Below are 22,893 nucleotides of genomic sequence, written 5' to 3'. Positions count from 1 at the left end.
TTTGAACAACACATTGAAGGCTATTCTTCAAGCTGTAGTATGGGCATTGATGAGTATGATAACAGCATAGCCTACTCAAACCTTTCCATTAACTCAGAATCACTCTTATTTTCCAATCTGTCCCCCTCAAAAATATTCTGTTAATAATATTCTGTTTTTTAATAATGTACACTTATCAGTTCAAGTCCTGTAGGAAACTCAGCATAGAAAAAGCAAATTCCCCTTCTAAAATATTTTGGAAGGGGAATTTGCTTTTTCTATGCATATCTCTTCTTTGCTTGAACAGGTGATTAAAAGCGCCCGGCTCAGTAACGCCTTTCCCATCTCCTACAATGTCTACCTCAATATCAGGCAAACTTTCTGAACGAGGGTCAGTTAACAAGACAGTTTACGACTTGCCAAACCAATAACGTTATGAAAATCAAGCACACACTTCACTTACTGACGCTGGGACTGGCGTCAATAAGTCTGATTGGTATCGATCAGGCAGCTTCCGCTCAGTCTATGACGGGTGATACAACAAAACCGGCCCAGTCGACGCGCGAACAGCGCCGGGCGATGCGGGGCAACCGGGGTAATACGAACTCAATGAATCAAAATGCCAAGAACGGGACAAGCCCGGCTACGCCCCAGGAAGGACAGTACCGACAAAGTTCGTCAGCCGATGGCACGGCGATTAACAACAGTAATTCGACGAACTACAACAGCAACAACGTCACCAACGCTCCAACGGGTGTGGGTAGCAATCCGTCGGTTACCACGAATCCAACAACGTTGAGCGGTTCGTCTTCGTCGGGCGGCAACGCGACATCGGCCGGTTCAGCCGGTACGGAATCGACCGCTACGGGAGCGGCCGTTACCGGAGCCCGCACAACGAAAACTCCAGCCGACGTGGCTGGCAGTACCGAACGCACAACCAATATCCATGATTTTATTGCTTCCTCGCCCAACTACGTCACCCTTCAGAACGCCTTACAGGCAACCGACCTCTACGAGAAACTGAAGGCAAACGATACGTATACGCTGTTTGCGCCCTCGAACGCAGCCTTTAAAAAGTTACCGGCATCGGCTCAGAGCGGACTGCTGGAAGGCCGTAACCAGGATGCGCTAAAGCAACTATTGTCCTACCACCTCGTTAAAGGATCGCTGAATACGGCTGCCCTAAAAGAGCAGATCAAGTCGGGCAACGGTAAAGCACAATTGCAAACAGTAAGTGGCAATACGCTGACAGTACAGATGGGGACGAATGGCCAGATGACGATTACGGATGAGCAAGGCAAAAAAGCAACTGTTGAGGATTCGGAAAAAATGCAGACGAATGGGTTGGTCTATGGAATCGATGCCGTGTTGATGCCCAAAAACGTAACTTTTCGCTAGTTGCGCTGGGCATATTATCAAAAAGCAGCCCTCCTGCCAGAGAATAACACTGGCAAGAGGGCTGTTCTTTTGGGCAGCCATTCAGGGCACCCCAACGGTTATTCGCCTAAATCGGGAGACAAAACACATGAGGGCACTTTTATCCTGGCTGATGAAGGACGTTTGACAAACCATTTTTACAAAATACACCGACTCATGCTCGAGTCATTACACTTTACCCGTATTCCTTTCCACCGGAATTCATACGGCTTTTCACAGACAGTACAAAATATTAGATAGGCACGTCGACTTACTACGAGCTATTTATCCATCTATATATTGTCTTACCAAAATAACATTCGTACAACCAATAGAGGTTTCGGCGTAACTTGAGCACCGAATGCAACCTCTTTTCTAATGAAGAACCGTTTATTATTAGTCAGCCTGTTGCTAATGGGAGTCACTTCCCTATGGGCGCAGGTACCAGCCATCTCGGCTTTTACCAACGGTATGGAGCGCAATGCAGGCTTCATGACGTATTACTGGGACGCCAAAAAGGGCAAAGTCTGGCTCGAAATCGACAAGTTCGATACCGAGTTTCTTTACTACCCCACCCTGGCACAGGGCATCGGTTCCAACGACATCGGGCTGGACCGGGGTCGGCTCGGGCAGGAACACATTGTTAAATTTCAGCGCAGTGGCCCCAAAGTGCTGCTGATTGAACCCAACTATTCGTACCGGGCCATCAGCAAAGACCCACTGGAGCGGCAGGCAGTGGCCGAATCGTTTGCCAAGTCGGTTCACGCGGGTTTCGACGTAGCGGCCGAGAGCGACGGTAAAGTACTTGTCGACCTGACCCCCTTTCTGATGCAGGACGCCGTGGGCGCGGTTCAGAGCATTACCCAGACCAAACAGGGAAGTTTTCGCTTCGACGCCAGTCGCAGTGCGATGTACCTGCCCCGCACGAAAGCATTTCCACAAAACACCGAGTTTGAAACGATCATTACGTTGACGGGCGACAATCCAGGGTCGTATCTACGCGAAGTGGTGCCAACCCCAACGCTCGTAACGATGCACCAGCACCACTCATTTGTGCAGTTACCCGACAACAATTTCAAACCCCGTGTCTTCGACCCGCGCATTGGGTACGGCGGCATTGAGTACTTCGATTACGCCACCCCCGTCAGTCAGCCGATCATGAAACGCTACATTTCGCGGCACCGGCTGGAGAAAAAAGACCCGACTGCGGCTGTCAGCGAAGCCGTTAAGCCTATTATTTACTACCTCGACCCTGGCACGCCCGAGCCAATCCGGTCGGCCCTAATGGAAGGAACCGCCTGGTGGAATCAGGCATTCGAAGCGGCTGGCTACAAAAACGCCTTTCAGGTAAAGCTGCTGCCCGCCGACGCCGATCCGATGGACGTACGCTACAACCTGGTGCAGTGGGTTCACCGATCCACCCGAGGCTGGTCGTACGGCGCCAGCATCATCGATCCCCGTACCGGCGAGATTATTAAAGGGAAAGTAACCCTGGGTTCGCTGCGTGTCCGGCAGGATTATCTGATTGCCCAGGGTCTGGTGGGTGAGTTCCCAAACACCGCCCCTACCGGCGACTCTACAGCCGACAACTCGCCTATGATGACTATGTCGCTTGAGCGCCTGAGGCAGCTGGCAGCCCACGAAGTTGGCCATACGCTGGGGTTACCACACAACTACCTGGCCAGCACCCAGGATCGAGCGTCGGTAATGGACTATCCAACAATGGTGGCTAAACTGAAAGGAGCGTCAATTGATCTGTCGGACGCCTACGCCAAAAACATTGGCGCCTACGACAAATGGAGCATCCGGTACGGCTACGAACAGTTTCCGGCGGGGGCTAATGAAAAGCAGGAGCTCGATAAACTAGTGAAGCAAATGCACGCGGCTGGCCTATCGTTCCTGACCGATCAGGATGCCCGGCCCGAGGGCTCCCCTCACCCCGCTACCCACCTGTGGGACAATGGCGCCAATGCCGTTGACGAGCTGAAACGCCTGATGGACGTTCGGCGCGTAGCCATGGCGAACTTTACCGAAAAGAAAATTCCGGCGGGTATGCCAATGGCAACCCTGGAAGAAGTGTTCGTACCAGTCTATATGTTCCACCGCTACCAGATCGAAGCTGCGGCAAAGGTTGTCGGCGGTCAGGCCTATACCAACGCATTACGGGGCGATGGGCAGTCGGTGCTGTCAACGGTACCGGCCGCCGAGCAGAACCGGGCACTCAACGCGCTGCTGGCAACGATCAATCCAGCGTCGCTGGCGGTGCCGACGGCGGTGCTGACTATGATTCCGCCCCGTCCGTTCCGCTACCAGCCAAACCCACGGGAAGTGTTCAAACGCCATACCGGTATGACGTTCGACCCACTGGGGCCACCTGAAGCAATCACAGGTATGACTCTGCAGATGCTGCTTAACCCTGAGCGTTGTACCCGCTTACTTCGCCAGAAATCGATCGACTCCCGCTTACCGGGCCTGACCGACGTACTGAACCGGATGCGCGACTCGATTAGCAATTCACCCACCATTAACCGTACCGACTACCAGGGCGAGATTGCCCGGATGAACGAGCGACTTTTTATCGAGAAGCTGATCAAGCTGGCGTCGAATAAAAGCGTTGATGGTGGTGTTAGAGCGGCTGTTCATGAGCTGCTCCTGCGGATGAGTTCCGCTACGCCAACGGCTGCATCGGCGCGGCTACCGTACCTGAAATGGACGATCAACCAGTACCTGAGCGATCCGGAAAGAAACGTAACAACCAGCACACTAGCCGCCCCCGACGGCGCGCCCATCGATCCGGGGCAGGAATGGCTCAGCCCCGCCTGCGACTGGGAACAGCCCTGATCCACTACCTCACTTTTTTACAAACGGACGTATCATCTGATGGGTGGTACGTCCGTTTTTTTACGCTTCATAAACGGATCGAATTAGCAAAAACTTTTTATTTAAAATATTGGTTGATATATCTACTAATACTACTTTTGCGCCATGATTTTAACGGAAGAACTGCGGCAGGAGAAGAAAATGGAATTTGCAAAATCCATGGGGCACCTTGTCAGCTTCAACATACAGACACTGGCGTTAGGCATGACTCGCTATTCCAATCGCGAACTGGGCCGCATGGGATTTTCACTCCAACTGGAGCAACTGCCGATTCTGTTTATTGCTTACTTCTGCGCAGACGAGTCCCCCTCCCAGCAAAACATTGCTGACTTGCTGCAGAAAGATAAATCGGGCGTGCAACGCTCAATTAAAACATTAGAGCGGGATGGTTACTTACGAATTGTCAATGATCAGGATGATCGTCGGAAGAACCTGATTCAGTTGACACCCGCCGGGAGACTGGTTGTCGAAAAAGTACAGGAGGCCGCTAAGACTATGGATCATGTCGTAACGAAGCAGCTGTCTGAAGAGGAATTAACTCAGTTTTTGAGCGTTAGTCGAAAAATTTCTTTGTTTCTAGAACAGCAGTTCTAAGTTTTCCACAATTCGTTGATATATCAATAGTAGATATATCAACTACACAAAATGAATAAAAAAATTGCAATTATCCTATTTGCGGCACTAGGTCTGCTGCAGGAGAGTTACGCCCAGACCGGGGCCCGGTCGCTGAAAGAATGCATCGAGTACGGCCTCAAGAATTTTGGTACAGTTCGGATCGCCGAGTATCAAAAACAAACGGCAGATCAGCAGGCTCGTCAGGCAATTGGTCAGTATTTGCCGCAGGTATCGGCCAGTGGTACATTCACGAATAACATCAAGCTGCAGCGGTCTATTATTCCGGCGGGCGTATTTGGTCCTGAGCCGCAGGTGCTGATCATTGGGCAGAAATTTCAGAATAACGTTGTTGCTCAGGCAAGCCAGACAATTTATGATCAGTCGCTCCTGATCGGTATCAAGGCAAACAAGCCTAATCAACGGCTGGCCGATTTGAACGAACGGCAAACCCGCGAGGACATCATTTATAATATTTCCAGCAACTATTACCAGGTCTACGTAGCTCAGCAGCAGATTAGTTTGCTTCAGGACAATCTGAAACGAACACAGCAGGTCCTGGATGTGTTAAAGTTACAACGAGACAACGGCGTCATTCAGCCTATTGATTATTCAAACACAGAGGTCAGTTTCAACAACACCAAGTCGCAGTTGACACTGGCTCAGAACGATCTGGAACTGGCACTGAACCGGCTGAAGTACCAGATGGGTTTGTCGCAGGACGCACCGCTGGCCGTTGGTGATTCGATCACTGGAGACCGAATTCCCACGTTTGGGAAAGAGCCATTCGAAGCGCAGCGGTTGGTAAGCTTTCAACAGTCAGCGTCTAATCTGGATTTGCAGCGGCTTCAACTCCAGCGCATCCGGGCTGGCTATCTGCCTACGTTGAGCTTCACGGCGAACTATGGTACACTCAATTTCGCGCAGACATTTGATAAAGCTTTCTCCAACTTCGTGGGATTCGGTAGCTTCGGTTTACGAGTAAACCTGCCAATCTTCGACGGCTTACAACGCGATGCGCAGGTTCAACAGCAGAAACTGACGGTTCTGACCCAGGAAGAACAGCAACGACTGAATGTAGAAGCGTATCGGCTCCAGTTCAATAACTCGCAATCGCAGATTCAGAAAGCGCAGATCAACGCGCAGAACGACAGCCGGAACGTCCAGCTCGCGCAGGAGGTGTATAACATCACCACGCTGCAATACAAGCAGGGCACCAAATCAATCACGGATCTGATCAACGCCGATAACTCATACCGGCAGGCGCAGTTTAACTACATCAACTCGCTGATCAGTTTCTACCAGGCTCGTCTTGACCTGGAACAATCGCAGGGATCGCTCCTCAACTTTTACAACGAATTATAACAGAATACGCTCCATACAATGAAAAAGACAACCTTAGTCATCGTCGCAGTTCTGCTGGGTGTCACAGCGCTCATCGGCTTCCGGCTGGCTTCCAATAAAGAAAAGATCGACGAGCAGAATAAGCCGGTCGTCAATGCGAACGCGGCTATTCCAGTAACCGTAGCGCAGGTCGCCGAAGGTACCGTCAGTCAACAGTTGGTTAAAACGGGGAACCTGATTCCCTACCGCGAAGCCGACATTACGGCAACGACCGCCGGTAAAGTAACCCGCGTCAATTTCAACCTGGGTTCGCAAGTGAAACAGGGAGCTACGTTGGTGCAGTTAGACAACCGTCTGAAAGAACTGTCGCTGGAGGCAACGGAACTGAATATCAACAAGCTCAAAAAGGACGTAACGCGCTACAACACGCTGCTGGCGGGTAACGCCACGACCGAGCTTCAGGTGAACGATGTAAAGTTCAACTACGAAAACGCCGTTAACCAGGCTGAGCAGATCAAAAAGCAGATTCAGGACGCGAACGTGAAAGCGCCGATCAGTGGTCAGATCGTGAAGAAAAACATCGAGCCCGGTGAGTTCGTTGGCGCGGGTACCGTACTGGGCACTGTGCTGGACGTAGCCCGCCTGAAAGTACAGGTGCTGGTGAACGAAAGCGATGTGTACAAAATTCGGATGGGTCAGGCGGTTAAAGTGTCGGCGGACGTGTTTCCCGGCCGGACATTTACCGGCAACGTTACGTACATCTCGCCCCAGGGCAGCGACGAGCACAACTACCCGGTTGAAGTAACCATCGGCAGCAACAATAACCTGAAAGCCGGTACGTTCGTCAACGTCGACTTCTCGCAGAAATCGAATCAGCAGACGCTCCAGATTCCGCGGGCGGCTCTGGCCGAAAGCATCAAGAACCCTTACGTGTACGTAGTCGAAGGCAACGTAGCGCGTCGGCGCAGCATCCAGGTTGGTCGCGACTTCGGCGATACGGTTGAAGTGCTGGGCGGTCTGAACGCGGGCGATACGGTTGTTACCACGGGTCAGTTGAACCTGACCGACGGTAAACCAGTACAGGTGACCAAATAATTAATCCGTCGCTGGCGAAGGGAATCTTTTCCGTGCCAACGACCAATTCTGTATCCTTATGTCAATAACAGAAGTAGCCGTCAAACGGCCGTTGCTGATTCTCACCGTCTTTACGGTGTTGATTCTGTTCGGTTTTCTGAGTTACCAACAGCTGTCCTACAACCTGTTGCCTAAATTTGAGGCCAACGTGATCAGTGTGGTAACGACTTACCGGGGGGCAGCCGCCGATGAGGTGGAAACCAACGTGACCAAGCGGATCGAGGATGCCCTGTCGTCGCTGGAAGGGCTCGACCGGATGACCTCGACCTCGCAGGAAGGTGCCTCGAGCGTTATCGTTCAGCTGAAAAACGGCGTCGACGTAACACTTGCCCAGCAGGATGCGCAACGTAAAATTGAGCAAATTCTGAACCTGCTGCCCGACGAAGCAGACCGGCCAATCCTGAATAAATTCTCGACGGATGAGATCCCGGTTCTGCGGATGGGCGTCACGGCCAACATGTCGCCGTCGCAGTTGTATGACCTGATCGACAAAGACCTAAAACCACAGCTTTCGAACGTAGCAGGTGTGGGTCAGGTAACCATTATTGGTGGCAACGAGCGCCAGATTCAGGTAAACGTCAACGCCGAAAAACTACGGGCCTACGGCGTATCCATCGGGCAGGTATCACAGGCCATCAATGCCGCCAATACCAGCTACCCCGCCGGTCAGCTGGAGACACAGGAATCCCAGTTTTCAATTCGATTCGATGCGTCGGTTCAAACGCTGAACCGCCTGCGTTCGCTGATTATTGCCCGCCGGACCGACGGTAGTCAGGTACTGCTGCGCGACGTAGCCGAGGTTGTCGACGCAACGACCAAACCAACGGCTATTAACCACATCAACGCCAAGCCATCGGTTGGGGTACAGATTCAAAAGCAATCCGACGCCAACGCCGTATCGGTGAGTGAGCTGGTTCGGGCTCGAATCACCACACTGGAAAAACAATACAGCCGCTACGGCCTGAAATTCAATATTGCAGCCGACCAGTCGACCTACACGCTGGCCTCGGCCCACGCCGTCGTTGATGACCTGTTCCTGGCCGTTCTGATCGTATCGGTCGTGATGCTGCTGTTCCTGCACTCGTTCCGCTCGTCGCTGTTCGTACTGGTGGCCCTGCCATCATCTATGATTCCGACGTTCATTCTGATGTACACGGCCGGTTTCTCGTTGAACCTGATGACGCTGATGGCCCTTTCGCTGGTAGTTGGTATCCTGGTCGATGACTCGATTGTGGTCTTGGAAAACATCAATCGCCACCTGGAAATGGGCAAGGACAAACGGACTGCCGCCTTGGAAGGACGTAGCGAAATCGGTTTTACGGCCCTGGCCATTACCCTGGTTGACGTCGTGGTATTCGTACCGCTGGCGATGACGGGCGGTCTGATCGGGAACATCCTGCGCGAATTTGCGCTCGTGGTCGTATTCTCGACCCTGATGAGCTTATTGGTGTCCTTTACATTGACACCACTGCTGGCTTCCCGCTTCGGTAAGGTCGAAGTACTTAATCCAAATACACTTTGGGGTAAACTGAACCTGGGTTTTGAACATTTCCTGGAACGGCTCAGCACGATTTACGCGGGCATTCTTCGGTCGATCCTGCGTCATAAGCGTTGGGTATTCCTGGCGGTTATTGCCTTGCTGGTTGGCTCGATTGCCCTCGTTCCTGCCGGCTTCATAGGTGCGGCCTTCATGCCCCAGAGCGACATGGGTGAGATGAGCGTTCAGCTTGAACTGTCGCCAACGGCGTCAATCTACCAGACGAACGCCGTAGCCCAACGGGCCGAGCAGATCATTATGAAACACCCGGAAGTGACCAACGTCTTCACCAACGTCGGTTACACCAGCACCGGTCTGGCTACGGCCTCGAACAGTAACATCGCCGATCTGAACGTTAAGCTGAATGATAAAGAGCAGCGTTCCATCTCAACGGATGACTTCGGCTCGATGCTCAAGAAAGAAGTTAGTCAGATTCCGGGTATCAAAGTAACCGTTAGCCCGGTGGGGCTGGTGGGTGGTCAGCAGGCGCCAATTATGATTGCCGTCAAGGGTACGAACCTCGCCGACATTCGGAAAGCGGCTGCCGTTGTTAAACAGGTAACCGAGTCGACTCCTGGTACGCAGGACGTAAAATACTCGGTGAAAGATCCAAAACCCGAAGTAACGGTCAACCTGAACCGGGAACGGATGGCGCAACTGGGCATCAACGCGTCGGATGTTGGTCTTGCGCTGCAAAACGCATTCCGGGGTAACGATCAGTCGAAGTTCAAACAGAACGGAAACGAATACGATATCCTGATCAGCCTCGACCGGTTCGACCGGACCAACCCCGCCGACATCAGCCGTCTGACGTTCGTTAACAACCAGGGCCGCACCTTCGAGCTGTCACAGTTCGCTACGGTTCAGGAGCAGATCGGCGAGAGTGTACTGGAACGTATCGACCGTCTGTCGTCGGTAACCATCAACGCGCAGGTCGTAGGTCGTCCGGTGGGTACGGTCGGTGCCGATATTCAGGCGAAGATGGCGCAGGTTAAGTTGCCGGAAGGAGTCTCGATCCAATACCTGGGTCAGTTGCAGCAGCAGTCAGACGCCTTTGGTAGCCTGGGTCTGGCGCTGATCATCGCTATTGCGCTGGTGTATTTTATCATGGTAGCGCTGTACGAAAGCGTCGTGTATCCGTTCGTCGTTCTGTTCTCGATTCCCGTAGCTCTGATTGGTGCTTTGCTCGCGCTGGCGCTGTCGATGGAAAGCCTGACGGTATTTGCGATCGTGGGTATGATCATGCTGCTCGGCCTGGTAGCGAAGAACGCCATCCTGATCGTTGACTTTACCAATCAGCTGAAAGCCGAAGGGCTAGAAGTCGTCGACGCGCTGGTCGAAGCCGGTAAAGAACGGCTGCGCCCAATCCTGATGACAACACTGGCCATGATCTTCGGTATGTTGCCAATCGCCCTGGCGAGTGGTGCCGGTGCCGAAACCAAGAACGGTATGGCGTGGGTTATCATTGGTGGGCTGTCAAGCTCCCTATTACTGACGCTGCTGGTTGTACCGTCGATGTATTTGGTCGTTGACCGGATGATCGCCCGGTTCGGCCGCAAGAAAGTCGTCCCGCAAAAGCCGCAGGAACTGGAAGTGGCCAAAGCAATGGAATAGTATCCTCAATTACACAGCAACGCCCCGCATTTCGGTTGAAATGCGGGGCGTTGCTGTGTGTATCTGGTTGTTGAATTTAAGATATCCCGTATCCAGTAAAAGGTCGTTTGTAAGGAGCTTGAAATGCTAATACAATGTCGTTTTTAGCAACGCCCCTCCGTTCAAGCTCTCCAACTATATCAAAGTCAGTAGCATCTTCCTGAACCCAGATTTTCCCATTTCGAATGTCCAGATGAAATACAGGGTAATAAACTCGCTTTCCATTTTCCCAACCTATCGTCAAAATTTGATAATGATCGCGTTGAGTATCCAGAATTAGTTGTTCTTCTAAGTCTTCACCAGCCCCACCTATTGATGGTACACTGGCATACGACTCCAGCAAATTGATAATAATTTCGCGATAGGTAGCTACCGGGTTATCCATTGCGTGATGCGTTTAGTCGTTACATCGTAAACGAGCAACGAAATCAAGTCTTCTTCTACGATTTCGGCAATAAGCGATTTTTGAAAAAACGACTGAAAGACGTCGCTGTCAATAGCCAGGTACAATCTACGTTGCCCACCTTCTCGTAGCAAACCTCGACGGTAAACATCGTATTGGCCTTTGGCTTCGTAAAAATCATTAAGATTTGACTTTCCGACAAAGCTTTTTACTTCAACAGCGATCCGATCTGGTCCCTTTTCGGCAGCTAGCATCTGTTCAGCGGCTAGATCAATCTCCATTCGTAACCCACCTAATTTCAAAACAAGCGGATCATGATTGATAGACCAACCTTCAGCTTCTAGAGCTTCCCTAACTACCTGATGAAATAAGTCACGGGCCATGGCATAAAAATAGCGTTTCTTATGCTGTAACCAAGTCTATCTTGGCAAACTACCCATTGATGATGTACTAATCCCCCCCCCGGCCCCCTCCTATTTTTTTAGGAGGGGGCCGGGGGGGGTCAGATTCTTAATTCTCGTTTTTCAGCGACTGCATGTCGATGATAAAGCGGAATCGTACGTCCTCGTCCATCAATCGGTCGTAGGCCGTATTGATATCCTTAATGTCAATCATTTCGATGTCGGGCAGGATGTTGTGCTCAGCGCAGAAGTCCAGCACCTCCTGCGTTTCACGAATACCGCCAATCAGCGAGCCGGCTACCGTCCGGCGGTGCATGGCGATTTCCATATTATTAAGCGGACTTTTGTATTCTCCCAGCAGTCCTACTGTTACCAGTTTACCATCCCGTTTCAGCAACGTTACGTACGGGCTGACATCAAATGGGTCCGGGATCGTCACCAGAATTATGTCGAGCGTAAGCTCGTTCTCTTTCATGGCGTCTTTATCACTCGAGATAATAACCTGATGCGCCCCCAGTGCCTCGGCAGCAGCCTGCTTGTCTTTACTGGTTGTCAGGACGGTCACTTCGGCGCCCATGGCTTTAGCCAGCATGACGGCCATATGCCCCAGGCCGCCTAAGCCCGCAATCCCAACTTTATCACCGGGTTTTACGTCCCAGTGCCGCAGGGGCGAATAGGTAGTGATACCCGCGCAGAGAATAGGCGCAGCGGCCTTAATATCCAGCGTATCCGGAATCTTCAGTACGAACGACTCCTTCACAACAATGTTGGTGGAGTAGCCTCCGAACGTATTATAGCCACTGCCATCGGGTTTCATGTAGCCATTATACGTGGCCGTCCAACTGACGGGTCCTTCGCAGTACTGCTCCTCCCCTTCCTGACAAGAGTGGCAATTACCGCAGGAATCGACCATGCAACCAACGCCGACCGTATCGCCAACCGCAAATTTGGTAACGGCGCTACCCGCCTGCACAACTTTCCCGACAATCTCGTGGCCGGGCACGCAGGGGTAGATGGTATTAGCCCAGTCATTACGAACCTGGTGCAGATCCGAATGGCATACGCCACAGTATAAAATATCAATAAGTACCTCGTCTTCTTTGGGCGCGTTACGTTCAAATTCCATTGGCGCCAGTTTACTAAACCGGTCGATCAGGCTGGCCTTGGCCCCGTATCCCTTCGTTTTAATTTGCTCCATGATTTCCTGTTTACGTTCTGATGATTGGGCTTGTCTGATGTACGTACATCCTTCAGCTTTACTAGCTAGCAAACAGAATTGTTTGTCGGTAGACTAAGCAGCCGGGTTTACTTACTCACCGGTTTAGCCATCACGAAGCGGGTCACTGGAGAACGGAAAAAAGGCCGAAAAAGAAAAGCCAGTCCGAGTTTTCCCGGACTGGCTTTTCTTCAAGTATATGGCGTACCTACAACCGAATCGTTGCTGGCAAGTACTTCGCAATCAGATCTTCGTAATACGGTTTCAGCTCGCTCACGACGGGCGGCTTTGGACTCTTTGAGTACAGATCATAGGGGTTGAATTTGTTCACCCAGGGGAACATTGCCCGATCGTGATCGTCCAGCAGGTGATCGTAGGCGTGCTCGCGGTGCTGCGAATAGAACGAGTGGTACCGGATCATGTACAACGCTGGCTCAGGCAGGTAGTTTTTCGTGATCTGGTACAGGTATTCGTCGTGGCCCCACGACATATGCACGTTTTTCATACCGCAGTTCGGCTCATAAACGCCGTACTTCGTGTTGTACCGCTCGTCGTACGTATCAGGGTTAGCCGCGAAGAATTCAGGATAAACGATTTTATCCGAATGTTTGCAGCCCACCGGGAACGTATCGCCTACCACGGCCCACTGGGGTTCGCCAAATAGGCAAAGCACCTTTCCCATGTCGTGCAGGAAACCCGTCAGTACAAACCAATCCGGATGCCCATCGGCGCGAATGGCTTCGGCCGTCTGCAATAAGTGCTGGAGCTGGTCGAGGTCGGTGTCCGGATCGGAATCGTCGACCAGCGTGTTCAGGAACTCCATAGCGCTCCAGACCGGCATTTCCTTTTTGTCGAATTTCAGGAACTCCGCTTCTTTTTCCCGAACGAAATCAAAGGTCTGGTACCGGTGATTCAGGCGATAAAACTCCCGTACTGTATCGCGTTCCGGGCTGTCGTAGTTGCGGTATTCCTGTTTGGTTTTGTGCTCGGGCTGAACCGAAGCCTCTTCTTCCGGATAACGTAACAAGACATCATCTTCCCACTGTTCAATGCTGGCGAGTGGATTGATTTCTTGTGGGGTAAATGCTGTTTGTGTCTGCATAGTATTGTTCGACTGAGAGCAATAAAACACTAATATAAGTGCATTTTATTATCCAATAAGTTCATTTCGCGCTTACTGGCTTTAAATTAACTCAATTTCCATTTTATGGGCTATCTGCTGTTAATCAAAGCGCTACGAACCCGTTACCAAAATACGTAATACAAGCAGAACAGGATACCGGCAATGGCTACCGAACCAACGACAAAAGACGGCGTTACGTGAAACATCCGTCTGTCGATGGTTACGGCCTTTGGGTTATGCACGCTGGCCGGATCGGTCAATGATACAACGACCATGATCAATACGTCGATGCAGAATACCCAGGTTGTGCGGTGCAGAAACGGAATTTCGTCAACCTGCTGCCCAAAGAGGTCCATTACCTGCGGCCAGAACTTCAGCAGCACAGATAGCGGAATTGTCAGAATAGCAACCGTCAGGGCCGCCCGGTTGGTGGTCCGTTTCCAGAAGAAACCCAGCGCGAAAATGGCAAAGACGCCCGGCGTCAGGAAGTTGGTGTATTCCTGAATGTACTGATAGACCTGATCGAGCGATCGCAGCATGGGCGCAATGGCAATTGCGATGACAAACGACCCTACGACGGCCCACCGTCCCACGTTCACCAGCTTTTGATCCGAAGCCTCTTTGTCGAAAAACTTCTTGTAAATATCAAGCGTAAAAATTGTCGAGATACTGTTGCATTTGCCCGCCAGCGACGCCACCACGGCCGCCGTCAGGGCCGCGAACGCCAGCCCTTTCATACCCGTTGGCAACAGGTTCATCAGCACCGGATACGCCTGATCGGGTTTTACGACGCCCTCGGCATTGGTCATGGCATCATGAAACGTACCTTCCTGATACAGTACGTAGGCAGCAACCCCCGGAATAACGACGATCAGCGGGATCATCAGCTTCAGGAAGGCGGCAAAGAGAATGCCGCTACGGGCCGTCTTCAAGTCAGCCCCCAGCGCCCGCTGAACGATGTACTGATTGCAACCCCAGTAGTACAGGTTGTTGATCCACATCCCACCCAGCACCAGCGACATACCCGGCAGTTCGTAATAATGCGGGTGTCCTTCGGCGAAAAACAGGTGGAAATGGTCATCGGCCCGATCGCGTAACGTAACCAAGCCATTCCACACGCCATCCACACCCGATTTATCGGCCACGAGCTGCAGGGCCAGATACGTAACGACGAGCCCCCCGAAGATCAGGACAATCACCTGAATCACATCGGTATAGCCAATCACTTTCATCCCGCCCAACGTAATAAAAACGGAAAAGATAGCCAGCCCAATCGTGCAGGTCGTAAACGAAATCCCTGCCAGCGACTCAATGGCAATGGCCCCCAGATACAGAATCGAGCTTAGGTTGACCAGCACGTACACCACCAGCCAGAATACCGCCAGAATGGTACTGACCGTATCGCTGTACCGCTGCGCCAGGAACTGGGGCATGGTTGAGATACGATTCTTCAGGTAGATCGGAATGAAGAACGCGGCCACAATGACCAGCGTAGCGGCTGCAATCCACTCGTAGGACGAAATACCAAGCCCCATCGCAAAGCCCGATCCAGCCATACCGATAAAATGTTCGGCCGATATGTTGGATGCGATAAGTGAGGCCCCAATGGCCCACCAGGTCAGCGAGCCCTCAGCCAGAAAGAAATCGTTGGTGTTGGTTGCCCCCGACCGCTTGCTTCGGTAGATCCAATAGCCGTAGCCAACAACAATGATGAAATAAACAAGGAAGACTGCGTAGTCGGCAGCAGCGAGGTGATTCATACGTAGAAAAAGGTAGGTAAGAGGCAAAGCCGCGCTACCGTTCATTTTACCGCTTAGGTCATTGAGTTTATGTCCATATAGCGTTCTCGCTCCGTGAATATTCTAGAACACAAGCAGGTTGGAGTCAGTTGATTGCTCGATGAAACTGCACCGATGAATATAACGAACCGACCTAGTCAATAACACTCTGATCTATGCTTACAGCACTTGATGCCCATACTGCCCTGGTATTGATTGATCTACAAAAAGGAATTGTCGCGGGAGAAAAAGCCCATCCTGTAGAGACGGTGCTGGACAATGCGGCCCGACTGGTAGCCGCTTTCCGGCAAGCACAGTTACCCATTGTGATCGTCTATGTTGAGCCCATTGGTAGCCCGGCCTCGGTGGTCCGTTCGGAAAAAAACCAGTTCCCCAAGGACAAAGACGGACAGCAACGAGCGCTGAAAACGATGAACCAGGCCGGATTTTTCGACATCGTCGAAGCCATCCAACCGGAATCCGGCGACATTATGATTACGAAAGAAACCTGGAACGCGTTCTTCAATACGCCCCTCCACGAAGCGTTGCAGCAACGAAACGTAACGGGTATTGTGCTAGCTGGTATCTCAACCAGCATCGGCATCGACGGTACGGCCCGATCTGCGAACGAGTACGGCTACAACATAACCTTTGCGATTGATGCCATGACCGACACCATAGCCGAAGCGCATGACGTGAGTCTTAAATACATTTTCCCCCGCATTGGTGAGCTAGCAACAACGGACGAAATCATTCAGAAACTACGCAGACGGGAGTGAGCGAAACGCGGATCGTCAATAGCTTATCTTCTTCTGTATAGTTCTTCAAAATCCATTGGTGCCCAGGCCGGTAAACCCAGGGCCGGGCGCTCGATCAGAAAGCGCCCGGTCTGCGTATCTATGATGATTGTACGTGTGTCTTTGCCGGTAATTGCCTGATAGCGTTGGTTTGGCCAGCCCGATTGATTTTGTTGCGCCAATTCAGTATTTGGTTTATTAGCCATCAGCAGAACGGCTGATACCGTGAGTACACCCAGAAAAAATGATTTGAGGTCGATGGTGAACGTAATCGCTTTCATAGCTGAGTTGCCTTGATGGTTCAACTGATAACAGGCAAGGTGGGGCATTTTCTACCTATCTTCACGTATGATCTATCTGGACAACAACGCCACGACCCGCATCGACCCGCGTGTACTGGACACGATGATGCCGTTCCTGACCGACAACTTTGCCAATGCTGCCAGTACACATCCATTCGGCGTATCGGCAAGCAACGCCGTTAAGACGGCCCGGCAACAGATGGCGGACCTAATCCATTGCGATCCGCACGAGCTGGTCTTTACGTCGGGGGCTACCGAAGCGATCAATCTGGCACTCAAAGGCGTTGCCGAGGTGTATGGGCAAACCAAGAAGCACATTGTTACGGTGCAGACCGAGCACAAAGCCGTGCTCGACGTGTGTGTTTATCTGGAGAAACGCGGTTATGAAGTAACGTACCTGCCCGTTCAACCAACCCGGAACGCCGGCGCGGGGCTACTGGATTTGGCCCTGGTCAAAGAGGCCATTCGACCTGATACGCTGCTGGTATCGGTTATGTGGGCCAACAACGAAACGGGCGTCATCCAGCCCATCCGCGAGATTGCCCAGCTCGCCCACGATACCGGTGCCCTCTTCATGACCGACGCTACGCAGGCCGTCGGTAAATTGCCCATCGACGTAGACAAAGACGGAATCGATCTGCTAACGTTTTCGGCGCATAAATTCTACGGCCCTAAAGGCGTTGGTGGCCTCTATGTCCGGCAGCATAATCTAGCCGGTTCATCAATCCGAAAAGTAAAGCTGGAAGCCGTTTTACACGGTGGCGGTCACGAACGGGGTTTACGTAGCGGCACCTTGAACGTTCCGGGCATCGTTGGCATGGGCAAAGCGGCCGAGCTGGCTCCAATCGCTGACAGGCAGGAAATACAGAGACTTACGTCTCTTCGAGACCAATTGGAAAGCGAACTGCTACAAATTCCGGGTACGTCCGTAAACGGAGATCGGGAGCAGCGGCTTTACAACACAACCAATATCTGTTTTGAAAACTGCGACTCTGACGCCCTGATTATGGGTTTGGAGGGCATTGCCGTCTCGAACGGTTCCGCCTGTACAGCCGCCAGCATCGACCCGTCCCACGTATTGCTGGCAATGGGTCTGAGCGAAACGGAAGCCTTTTCCTGTCTGCGATTTAGCTTAGGGCGATTCAGTACGGAAGCCGACGTAATAGCTACAATCAATGCGGTGAAAGGTGTGGTGGAAGAGCTGCGGGCGTTGGTATGATAATCATCATGTACAAAAAAATCGGTTTTTTGTACATGATAAACCGCTCGTATGCATTTTGTGTACATGACTGTTATTCAAAGGATTGTAATCTTCAGCTTCGTGTGGTGCTGGATAAGCTGAAAGTCTGAACGGTTATACGTGTATAGCTCGGTACAGTATTCTTCCGCCACAGCTGTGTGTACGCAGTCACTCATATGACTAAAGCCAATTTTATAAGCAATTTCTGCCGCCCGTTGCACTTGTTCCAGTGTAACAGGTACCGGATTTAAGAGGTAAAAGTCATTCAAGTGTACTGTGATTTCATCGCGACTTACTTTCACTCTAACTTTAGTCAGCGCAAAAGCTAGCTCATTGAGCGACAAGGTAGAAATAAAAAACAGGCCATCAGTGATGGCCTGTTCGATAAGCTGAATGGCTTGTTGGTGCTTGGCAGCTTCTTGCTCAACGCAGTAGTTCACCAACACATCTGTATCGAAATAGATCATTTAGTGGTTTCCTTCCCAATACATTTCATCAATCAACTTATTAATATCAATGTCGGCGTCAATTTTCTTAGGGGGGTATTTCTGACGAGTCTCCTGCATACGTTTTAATAGCTCCTGAGGATCATAACGGGGGACGTCATCTCGCTTTAGAGTGACGGTTACTGGACGATCATCTCCCTCAAAGAACTGCTCAATCTTCTGTAGAAGTTGCTCTTTTAGTTCGCTTGGCTTTGCCACAAACGTCGCTTCCATATTCGTTCTGATTTTACCGTCAGCAAGATAACGAAATACACGGCATCTGAGTTGCTTACCTAAAATTGGCGAACTCACCTTTGATGTGTTACCACTCACGGACATCCAACAGACTCAGTTATTGACGGATGCTCTCTACATCATAGGGTTCCTGTTCCATGAGCCGACGCCGAATGAATACGACGAAATCAACTACCTCAATCAAGTATTATGCTGGTAAGCCTTTGATGCCTTCGGTAATCAGATGTTTTAAATCCGAGGCAGTATGCATAACTCTCTGGGTTGACTATCAGCAAGATAGCGATTTTCTACTTGCTTTGTGCTATTAGATATACTCGGTCGACACCCGGTCGAGGGCACTGATATACACGGGCATTGTTTCGTAATCAACGCCAAATCGTTTTTCGATCAGCTTCACCCCTTAAATATAAACTTTCGGTGCCACGCAAACGCGGTCAGATCGGGTAGGTATCGCTCATCGGAAGGTAGGCTGATGGGTTTGCCAATCAACGCGTTCAGACTGTAATCACTCTGTTCGTTTTCTGCGAACGTCGGCGATACCATCACTCGATAGTTATCGTCGACCGAAAGAGCCCCTTTATCGAACGCGCGGTGTAGATTCGGGCAAAGTGCGATACCGTTAGTCGGGTGGTTGTTGAACGTTTTGTAGAACGGAACAATGTGGCAGGCATCGACCATCGAAAACGAGTATGGAGCCGCCACGCGCAGGCCGGTAACACAACACGTGTCGTTATAAAGTCGCACGACCTCCTGGCGAAAGACGGCATCACGGGTATAGAGTTCAATCTCGTATGTTTCGCCATTGGGACGCTTCTTCGCACCCTTCGATCCAGTGCCGCTTCCGGCAGGTACTATTTCCTGCAACTCACGGCGAATCTGATCAATTTCCCCGTTGGCGTCTGGGCTCGCGGTGTTGCTCCGTCCCGAAAAGTAACTGTCCAGCAATGCCTGCCGAAGCACCGTGCGGGACGTCGCATCAAGCAGTAACTCCGTCAGATGGGCGTCCAGTTCTGCGTAGGCTACAGCATTACTCAGGCTGGAAAAATTCGACAGATCACCTGTTTGTACCCATAGTTCGCAACCAGATTTAGCGACCAACTGCCACCACGCGCCAGCTTCGTTTTTCAACCGAAAGAACGGCATGGCAAATCCCAGCGTGTGCCCCGTTGTCACGAGCGCATTCCAGTTTGCTTTGAAAATACTGATAAGTTCAGGCGAAATAACAACCCGGTTATCCGTTAGCAATCCACCCTCAAACGCCTGAATTACAGCCAGTAACACAATCGGCTTGTGAGGAGCCGCTTCTTTTATTCGCCCACCACCGGTGTTGAGGTTCGTGAACGCATGAATAAAATAAGGCAGCGTTTTTTCGATCATCGGTACAGGTTTCGGTATATAAAAAGCGTGACAGTCGCAAGAGTAAAGCTGACCGCGCCATAATTTACGGTGCGGGAGAAGTGATAAGACAACCTTCTGAACACAAAATTTCTATCTTGCTGATTCACACCCCACCACCTACCTGATGACTGAAAAAGACAAGCACGAACTGGATGTACTCAGGTTGCATATCCAGCAACTTCAGATTGACGCCCATCGGCGCGATCATGAGTTAATTACGCTGCAGATACACACAACGGAACAGCGGCATCAGCTCGACCGGCTAACCCGTCTGCTGGCGATGCTCGGTCTGCTCCCCGACGACCTCAATGCCCCCGGTGCGCTGACATCGAAAGCCACCCTCCTGCTGCGCCTGTCACGCCCGGAAAATTAGCTACTCATCTGCGTAGTCGATGTATGCCTACCTTTGCAGGGCTAAACTCGCTCAAACGTATGACTAAAGCATGGATTCTGGGACTTCTCCTGACGCTGGTGACACTGTCGCCGGCCGTGGCGCAGACGTCCCCGACGGCTGTTGCCGCACAAAAAAACACCTACACCAATCCGTTACCCGTTGAATTCGGCGATCCATACGTCCTCCACACGCAGGGCACTTACTACATGTATGGCACGGGGGGCGGGGCCAAACAGGGGTTTGCCGCTTATTCGTCCAAAGACATGGTTCACTGGAAGCCGGAAGGACAGGTCTATTTTCATGATAATAAAAACGGCTGGAGCGACCCGAACGCCAAGTGGGACGGGGCCTACTGGGCTCCTGAAGTGTACGAGGTAAAGGGAAAATACTATCTCTTTTACAGCGCCCAATGGCGTCATAATCCCACTAACGAAGTCGAAAATTTCCGCATCGGAGTCGCCGTCGCCGACAAGCCCACCGGCCCGTTCGTCGACCTGACCGACAAACCCCTCTTTGATCCCGGTTACCCCGTCATCGACGCTAACGTATTCATGGATAGCAACGGTAAAGCGTACCTGTACTATTCCCGCTGCTGCTACAAACACCCCGTCGACAGTGAAATTGCGGACATGGCCCGGCAGAAAGGCTGGTACAAGGAGATCGAAGAAAGCTGGGTGTACGGCGTTGAGTTGAAACCTGACTTTTCGGGTGTGATCGGCAAGCCGGTACTGCTGCTGCGTCCGCCCGTCAAACTGAGCGACAAACAGGCGGACTGGGAAAGTCGGTCGGTGACGGCCCATGAAGTAAACCGGCGCTGGACGGAGGGGTCGACGACGTTCAAGAAAGACAACCTGTACTACATCATGTACTCGGCCAATCATTTCGGGGGGCAGTATTATGCCATTGGCTATGCTACGGCCACCTCCCCGCTGGGACCGTTCCGAAAAGCGGCCAACAACCCGATTCTGGAAAAGAACAGCGACAAAGGCGGTTCAGTAACGGGGACGGGTCACAACAGCATTACGTACTCACCCGACGGCAAGGAAATGTTCTGCGTCTACCACGGGCGGACTGCTAAAACCGGTGATGAGCGGGTGGTTTTTATCGACCGGATGCGGGTGAAAGACGGCCAAATTACCATTGAAGGGCCAACTACGTCGCCCCAGAAACTTCCGTCGGGCGTACCAGCTACGGTCCATTCTCGTTAATTCTCTGTAAACCAACTATTTTACAGGCACGTCTATCACAACGATCGACAAACGTAACAGGCCTGGTTTTGACACTATCTAGCAATGCGAATGCTGAACTGTGTCAAAACCAGGCCTGTCACTTGTATCGTTTATTGCTTATTCGTTGGTCACCGCTTCCTCGCCGACGGTTTCAGTAACGGGGTAGCGGAAAATACCAGCTATCAACGCGCCAGAAGCCGGCATGGCTTCTTCATCGACCAGGTACACCGTACCGCCGTATTCTTTGGTTTTCTTGGCAGCCTCGTCGGTTAGGGAGTAATTATCGGGCGTTGCCTCCCCGTCGATTGTCAGCGTAAAGTTTTCGGCGTCGTACGTTCCCCAGATGTCCGTGCCGGGTTGCACGAACAACGTATCGACACCGCCACTGAGTGCCGTCATAATAACACTCTCCGGATCGCTATCGCCCTGCCCCCGCGACATAAATAGACTATATTCATCTTTACGTTCCTGCCGTTGCTGACGGAAGTGAGGTTCCATCAACTCCCAGGCTTCGGCTGACAGGCTAAGCATATCGCCGGCCGAGTAACTACCGCTCAGGTGTTCGTCAATGGTATACGGATAGTTACTGGCCTGCTTGTAAATTGGAATCAGGTACTCGACTCCCGCCAGTACCAGCGGAAGCGGGTTCTGGTGCAACAGTGGATCAAGATCGCTGCTAAGCCGGTGAAAGAATTGAAGAATGCGTTCTTTACGTTCCTCGTCGGAGCCACTGCCCTGCCCGTGGAAAATAGCGCCCGCCTGTCCGAATCCGCTCTGGTGCTGAAGCTGTTTCTGATTTTCGTATTCCTCAATGTCTTCCGTATAGGATGCATCAATCCCGTCGGGAAGATCAATGGCCTGGATGGTCGAGCGGGTCACCTCAAAAAGAGCGACCTCTTTCAGGTTAAGCGCCAGTACATAGAAATGGCCATCGTCGTTCAGTTCCGGAATGAGCGGCAGTAGATAGAGTCGCTCACCGATGTGCGTCTGTGGCGTCTCGATCGCTAACGGAAGGCTCAGTGTTGTTATTTCGCCATCGACGATAAAGCAGGCCAGCATATCGGACGCATGCTGCCAAAAGGACTGATCCTCGAGCAGGCGAAAGCCATCAGCCAATAACTCTTCGGCATCGGCCTGCGACATACCGCGTTGCTTCACTAGTTTGTTACGTACCTCAGTCAGCGCGTTTTTGAAGTGAAGTTTGCTGGCTCGGTACGCATCCGTCGACTGACGTTCCGTTGGTGAATAGATTGATACGCAAAGCTTACCCGACTGTTGGGCTAGCTCGTTGAATTGTTCGATGGTGAAGAGGTTCAT

20 protein-coding genes are annotated in these 22,893 nt (G+C 51.6%); 10 read left to right on the top strand and 10 right to left on the bottom strand.

Annotated features, from left to right (window positions below):
* Positions 1-414: 414 nt before the first annotated feature.
* The 6 genes from HU175_RS06145 to HU175_RS06120 all read left to right on the top strand — a co-directional run bounded on the left by HU175_RS06145 (position 415) and on the right by HU175_RS06120 (position 10,516).
* A complete protein-coding gene (locus HU175_RS06145) occupies positions 415-1,377 on the top strand; it encodes a fasciclin domain-containing protein (RefSeq protein WP_176565748.1) in 963 nt (320 codons plus the stop codon).
* 396 nt (positions 1,378-1,773) lie between these two features.
* Positions 1,774-4,236 carry a zinc-dependent metalloprotease gene (locus HU175_RS06140; RefSeq protein WP_176565747.1) on the top strand — a complete coding sequence of 821 codons (2,463 nt, stop codon included), beginning with the start codon at positions 1,774-1,776 and terminating at the stop codon, positions 4,234-4,236.
* Positions 4,237-4,380: 144 nt separating this feature from the next.
* Positions 4,381-4,869: a MarR family winged helix-turn-helix transcriptional regulator gene (locus HU175_RS06135; protein ID WP_176565746.1), complete on the top strand. Its 489-nt coding sequence runs from the start codon at positions 4,381-4,383 to the stop codon at positions 4,867-4,869.
* Positions 4,870-4,920: 51 nt separating this feature from the next.
* Positions 4,921-6,252, top strand: coding sequence for a TolC family protein (locus HU175_RS06130; protein WP_176565745.1), 1,332 nt, complete (start codon positions 4,921-4,923; stop codon positions 6,250-6,252).
* An 18-nt stretch (positions 6,253-6,270) separates the two neighbouring features.
* Positions 6,271-7,326, top strand: coding sequence for an efflux RND transporter periplasmic adaptor subunit (locus tag HU175_RS06125; protein WP_176565744.1), 1,056 nt, complete (start codon positions 6,271-6,273; stop codon positions 7,324-7,326).
* 58 nt (positions 7,327-7,384) lie between these two features.
* The gene (locus HU175_RS06120) at positions 7,385-10,516 is read left to right on the top strand and encodes an efflux RND transporter permease subunit (protein ID WP_176565743.1); all 3,132 of its coding nucleotides are present in this window, start codon (positions 7,385-7,387) and stop codon (positions 10,514-10,516) included.
* Between the two features lie 76 nt (positions 10,517-10,592).
* On the opposite strand, the gene HU175_RS06115 is transcribed toward HU175_RS06120, so the two are convergent.
* The 5 genes from HU175_RS06115 to HU175_RS06095 form a co-directional block, all read right to left on the bottom strand.
* Complete coding sequence (locus HU175_RS06115) at positions 10,593-10,940, bottom strand: XisI protein (RefSeq protein ID WP_176565742.1); 348 nt, start codon at positions 10,938-10,940, stop codon at positions 10,593-10,595.
* Positions 10,925-11,341: a XisH family protein gene (locus HU175_RS06110; RefSeq protein WP_176565741.1), complete on the bottom strand. Its 417-nt coding sequence runs from the start codon at positions 11,339-11,341 to the stop codon at positions 10,925-10,927. Before HU175_RS06110 ends, HU175_RS06115 begins: the two co-directional genes overlap by 16 nt.
* A 127-nt stretch (positions 11,342-11,468) precedes the next feature.
* A complete protein-coding gene (locus tag HU175_RS06105; RefSeq protein WP_176565740.1) occupies positions 11,469-12,557 on the bottom strand; it encodes an NAD(P)-dependent alcohol dehydrogenase in 1,089 nt (362 codons plus the stop codon).
* A gap of 226 nt (positions 12,558-12,783) precedes the next feature.
* Positions 12,784-13,677, bottom strand: a complete 894-nt coding sequence (locus tag HU175_RS06100; RefSeq protein WP_176565739.1) for an inositol oxygenase family protein — start codon at positions 13,675-13,677, stop codon at positions 12,784-12,786.
* 143 nt (positions 13,678-13,820) lie between these two features.
* Positions 13,821-15,458 carry a sodium/sugar symporter gene (locus tag HU175_RS06095; RefSeq protein ID WP_176565738.1) on the bottom strand — a complete coding sequence of 546 codons (1,638 nt, stop codon included), beginning with the start codon at positions 15,456-15,458 and terminating at the stop codon, positions 13,821-13,823.
* 194 nt (positions 15,459-15,652) lie between these two features.
* Here HU175_RS06095 and HU175_RS06090 point away from each other — a divergent pair, with 194 nt between their 5' ends.
* Positions 15,653-16,255, top strand: a complete 603-nt coding sequence (locus tag HU175_RS06090; protein WP_176565737.1) for an isochorismatase family protein — start codon at positions 15,653-15,655, stop codon at positions 16,253-16,255.
* A gap of 23 nt (positions 16,256-16,278) precedes the next feature.
* On the opposite strand, the gene HU175_RS06085 is transcribed toward HU175_RS06090, so the two are convergent.
* Positions 16,279-16,554, bottom strand: a complete 276-nt coding sequence (locus HU175_RS06085) for a hypothetical protein (RefSeq protein WP_176565736.1) — start codon at positions 16,552-16,554, stop codon at positions 16,279-16,281.
* A gap of 67 nt (positions 16,555-16,621) precedes the next feature.
* Here HU175_RS06085 and HU175_RS06080 point away from each other — a divergent pair, with 67 nt between their 5' ends.
* Positions 16,622-17,794, top strand: a complete 1,173-nt coding sequence (locus HU175_RS06080) for a cysteine desulfurase family protein (RefSeq protein ID WP_176565735.1) — start codon at positions 16,622-16,624, stop codon at positions 17,792-17,794.
* Positions 17,795-17,871: 77 nt separating this feature from the next.
* Here HU175_RS06080 and HU175_RS06075 read toward each other — a convergent pair whose 3' ends face one another.
* The 3 genes from HU175_RS06075 to HU175_RS06065 all read right to left on the bottom strand — a co-directional run bounded on the left by HU175_RS06075 (position 17,872) and on the right by HU175_RS06065 (position 19,932).
* Positions 17,872-18,282, bottom strand: coding sequence for a PIN domain-containing protein (locus HU175_RS06075; RefSeq protein WP_176565734.1), 411 nt, complete (start codon positions 18,280-18,282; stop codon positions 17,872-17,874).
* Positions 18,283-18,534: a hypothetical protein gene (locus tag HU175_RS06070; RefSeq protein ID WP_176565733.1), complete on the bottom strand. Its 252-nt coding sequence runs from the start codon at positions 18,532-18,534 to the stop codon at positions 18,283-18,285.
* 414 nt (positions 18,535-18,948) lie between these two features.
* Positions 18,949-19,932, bottom strand: a complete 984-nt coding sequence (locus HU175_RS06065) for an HNH endonuclease (RefSeq protein ID WP_176565732.1) — start codon at positions 19,930-19,932, stop codon at positions 18,949-18,951.
* Between the two features lie 145 nt (positions 19,933-20,077).
* Here HU175_RS06065 and HU175_RS06060 point away from each other — a divergent pair, with 145 nt between their 5' ends.
* Together HU175_RS06060 and HU175_RS06055 are read left to right on the top strand one after the other, a co-directional pair.
* Positions 20,078-20,326, top strand: a complete 249-nt coding sequence (locus HU175_RS06060) for a hypothetical protein (RefSeq protein ID WP_176565731.1) — start codon at positions 20,078-20,080, stop codon at positions 20,324-20,326.
* Between the two features lie 59 nt (positions 20,327-20,385).
* Positions 20,386-21,555 carry a glycoside hydrolase family 43 protein gene (locus HU175_RS06055; RefSeq protein WP_176565730.1) on the top strand — a complete coding sequence of 390 codons (1,170 nt, stop codon included), beginning with the start codon at positions 20,386-20,388 and terminating at the stop codon, positions 21,553-21,555.
* A gap of 138 nt (positions 21,556-21,693) precedes the next feature.
* Here HU175_RS06055 and HU175_RS06050 read toward each other — a convergent pair whose 3' ends face one another.
* A complete protein-coding gene (locus HU175_RS06050; RefSeq protein WP_176565729.1) occupies positions 21,694-22,893 on the bottom strand; it encodes a hypothetical protein in 1,200 nt (399 codons plus the stop codon).

Origin of the sequence: Spirosoma sp. KUDC1026 (assembly GCF_013375035.1) — a bacterium.
GTDB lineage: Bacteria > Bacteroidota > Bacteroidia > Cytophagales > Spirosomataceae > Spirosoma.
The sequence above is the reverse complement of the archived record's forward strand: the minus strand, read 5'-3'. Positions and strand labels throughout refer to the sequence as shown.

What these genes read in the sequence shown, in the direction of transcription:
- HU175_RS06100 (WP_176565739.1), bottom strand. Translation starts at nt 13,677, where the DNA reads ATGCAGACACAAACAGCATTTACCCCACAAGAAATCAATCCACTCGCC.
- HU175_RS06120 (WP_176565743.1), top strand. Translation starts at nt 7,385, where the DNA reads ATGTCAATAACAGAAGTAGCCGTCAAACGGCCGTTGCTGATTCTCACC.
- HU175_RS06055 (WP_176565730.1), top strand. Translation starts at nt 20,386, where the DNA reads ATGACTAAAGCATGGATTCTGGGACTTCTCCTGACGCTGGTGACACTG.
- HU175_RS06060 (WP_176565731.1), top strand. Translation starts at nt 20,078, where the DNA reads ATGACTGAAAAAGACAAGCACGAACTGGATGTACTCAGGTTGCATATC.
- HU175_RS06080 (WP_176565735.1), top strand. Translation starts at nt 16,622, where the DNA reads ATGATCTATCTGGACAACAACGCCACGACCCGCATCGACCCGCGTGTA.
- HU175_RS06115 (WP_176565742.1), bottom strand. Translation starts at nt 10,940, where the DNA reads ATGGATAACCCGGTAGCTACCTATCGCGAAATTATTATCAATTTGCTG.
- HU175_RS06050 (WP_176565729.1), bottom strand. Translation starts at nt 22,893, where the DNA reads ATGAACCTCTTCACCATCGAACAATTCAACGAGCTAGCCCAACAGTCG.
- HU175_RS06090 (WP_176565737.1), top strand. Translation starts at nt 15,653, where the DNA reads ATGCTTACAGCACTTGATGCCCATACTGCCCTGGTATTGATTGATCTA.
- HU175_RS06070 (WP_176565733.1), bottom strand. Translation starts at nt 18,534, where the DNA reads ATGGAAGCGACGTTTGTGGCAAAGCCAAGCGAACTAAAAGAGCAACTT.
- HU175_RS06105 (WP_176565740.1), bottom strand. Translation starts at nt 12,557, where the DNA reads ATGGAGCAAATTAAAACGAAGGGATACGGGGCCAAGGCCAGCCTGATC.
- HU175_RS06145 (WP_176565748.1), top strand. Translation starts at nt 415, where the DNA reads ATGAAAATCAAGCACACACTTCACTTACTGACGCTGGGACTGGCGTCA.
- HU175_RS06140 (WP_176565747.1), top strand. Translation starts at nt 1,774, where the DNA reads ATGAAGAACCGTTTATTATTAGTCAGCCTGTTGCTAATGGGAGTCACT.
- HU175_RS06065 (WP_176565732.1), bottom strand. Translation starts at nt 19,932, where the DNA reads ATGATCGAAAAAACGCTGCCTTATTTTATTCATGCGTTCACGAACCTC.
- HU175_RS06075 (WP_176565734.1), bottom strand. Translation starts at nt 18,282, where the DNA reads ATGATCTATTTCGATACAGATGTGTTGGTGAACTACTGCGTTGAGCAA.
- HU175_RS06130 (WP_176565745.1), top strand. Translation starts at nt 4,921, where the DNA reads ATGAATAAAAAAATTGCAATTATCCTATTTGCGGCACTAGGTCTGCTG.
- HU175_RS06085 (WP_176565736.1), bottom strand. Translation starts at nt 16,554, where the DNA reads ATGAAAGCGATTACGTTCACCATCGACCTCAAATCATTTTTTCTGGGT.
- HU175_RS06095 (WP_176565738.1), bottom strand. Translation starts at nt 15,458, where the DNA reads ATGAATCACCTCGCTGCTGCCGACTACGCAGTCTTCCTTGTTTATTTC.
- HU175_RS06135 (WP_176565746.1), top strand. Translation starts at nt 4,381, where the DNA reads ATGATTTTAACGGAAGAACTGCGGCAGGAGAAGAAAATGGAATTTGCA.
- HU175_RS06125 (WP_176565744.1), top strand. Translation starts at nt 6,271, where the DNA reads ATGAAAAAGACAACCTTAGTCATCGTCGCAGTTCTGCTGGGTGTCACA.
- HU175_RS06110 (WP_176565741.1), bottom strand. Translation starts at nt 11,341, where the DNA reads ATGGCCCGTGACTTATTTCATCAGGTAGTTAGGGAAGCTCTAGAAGCT.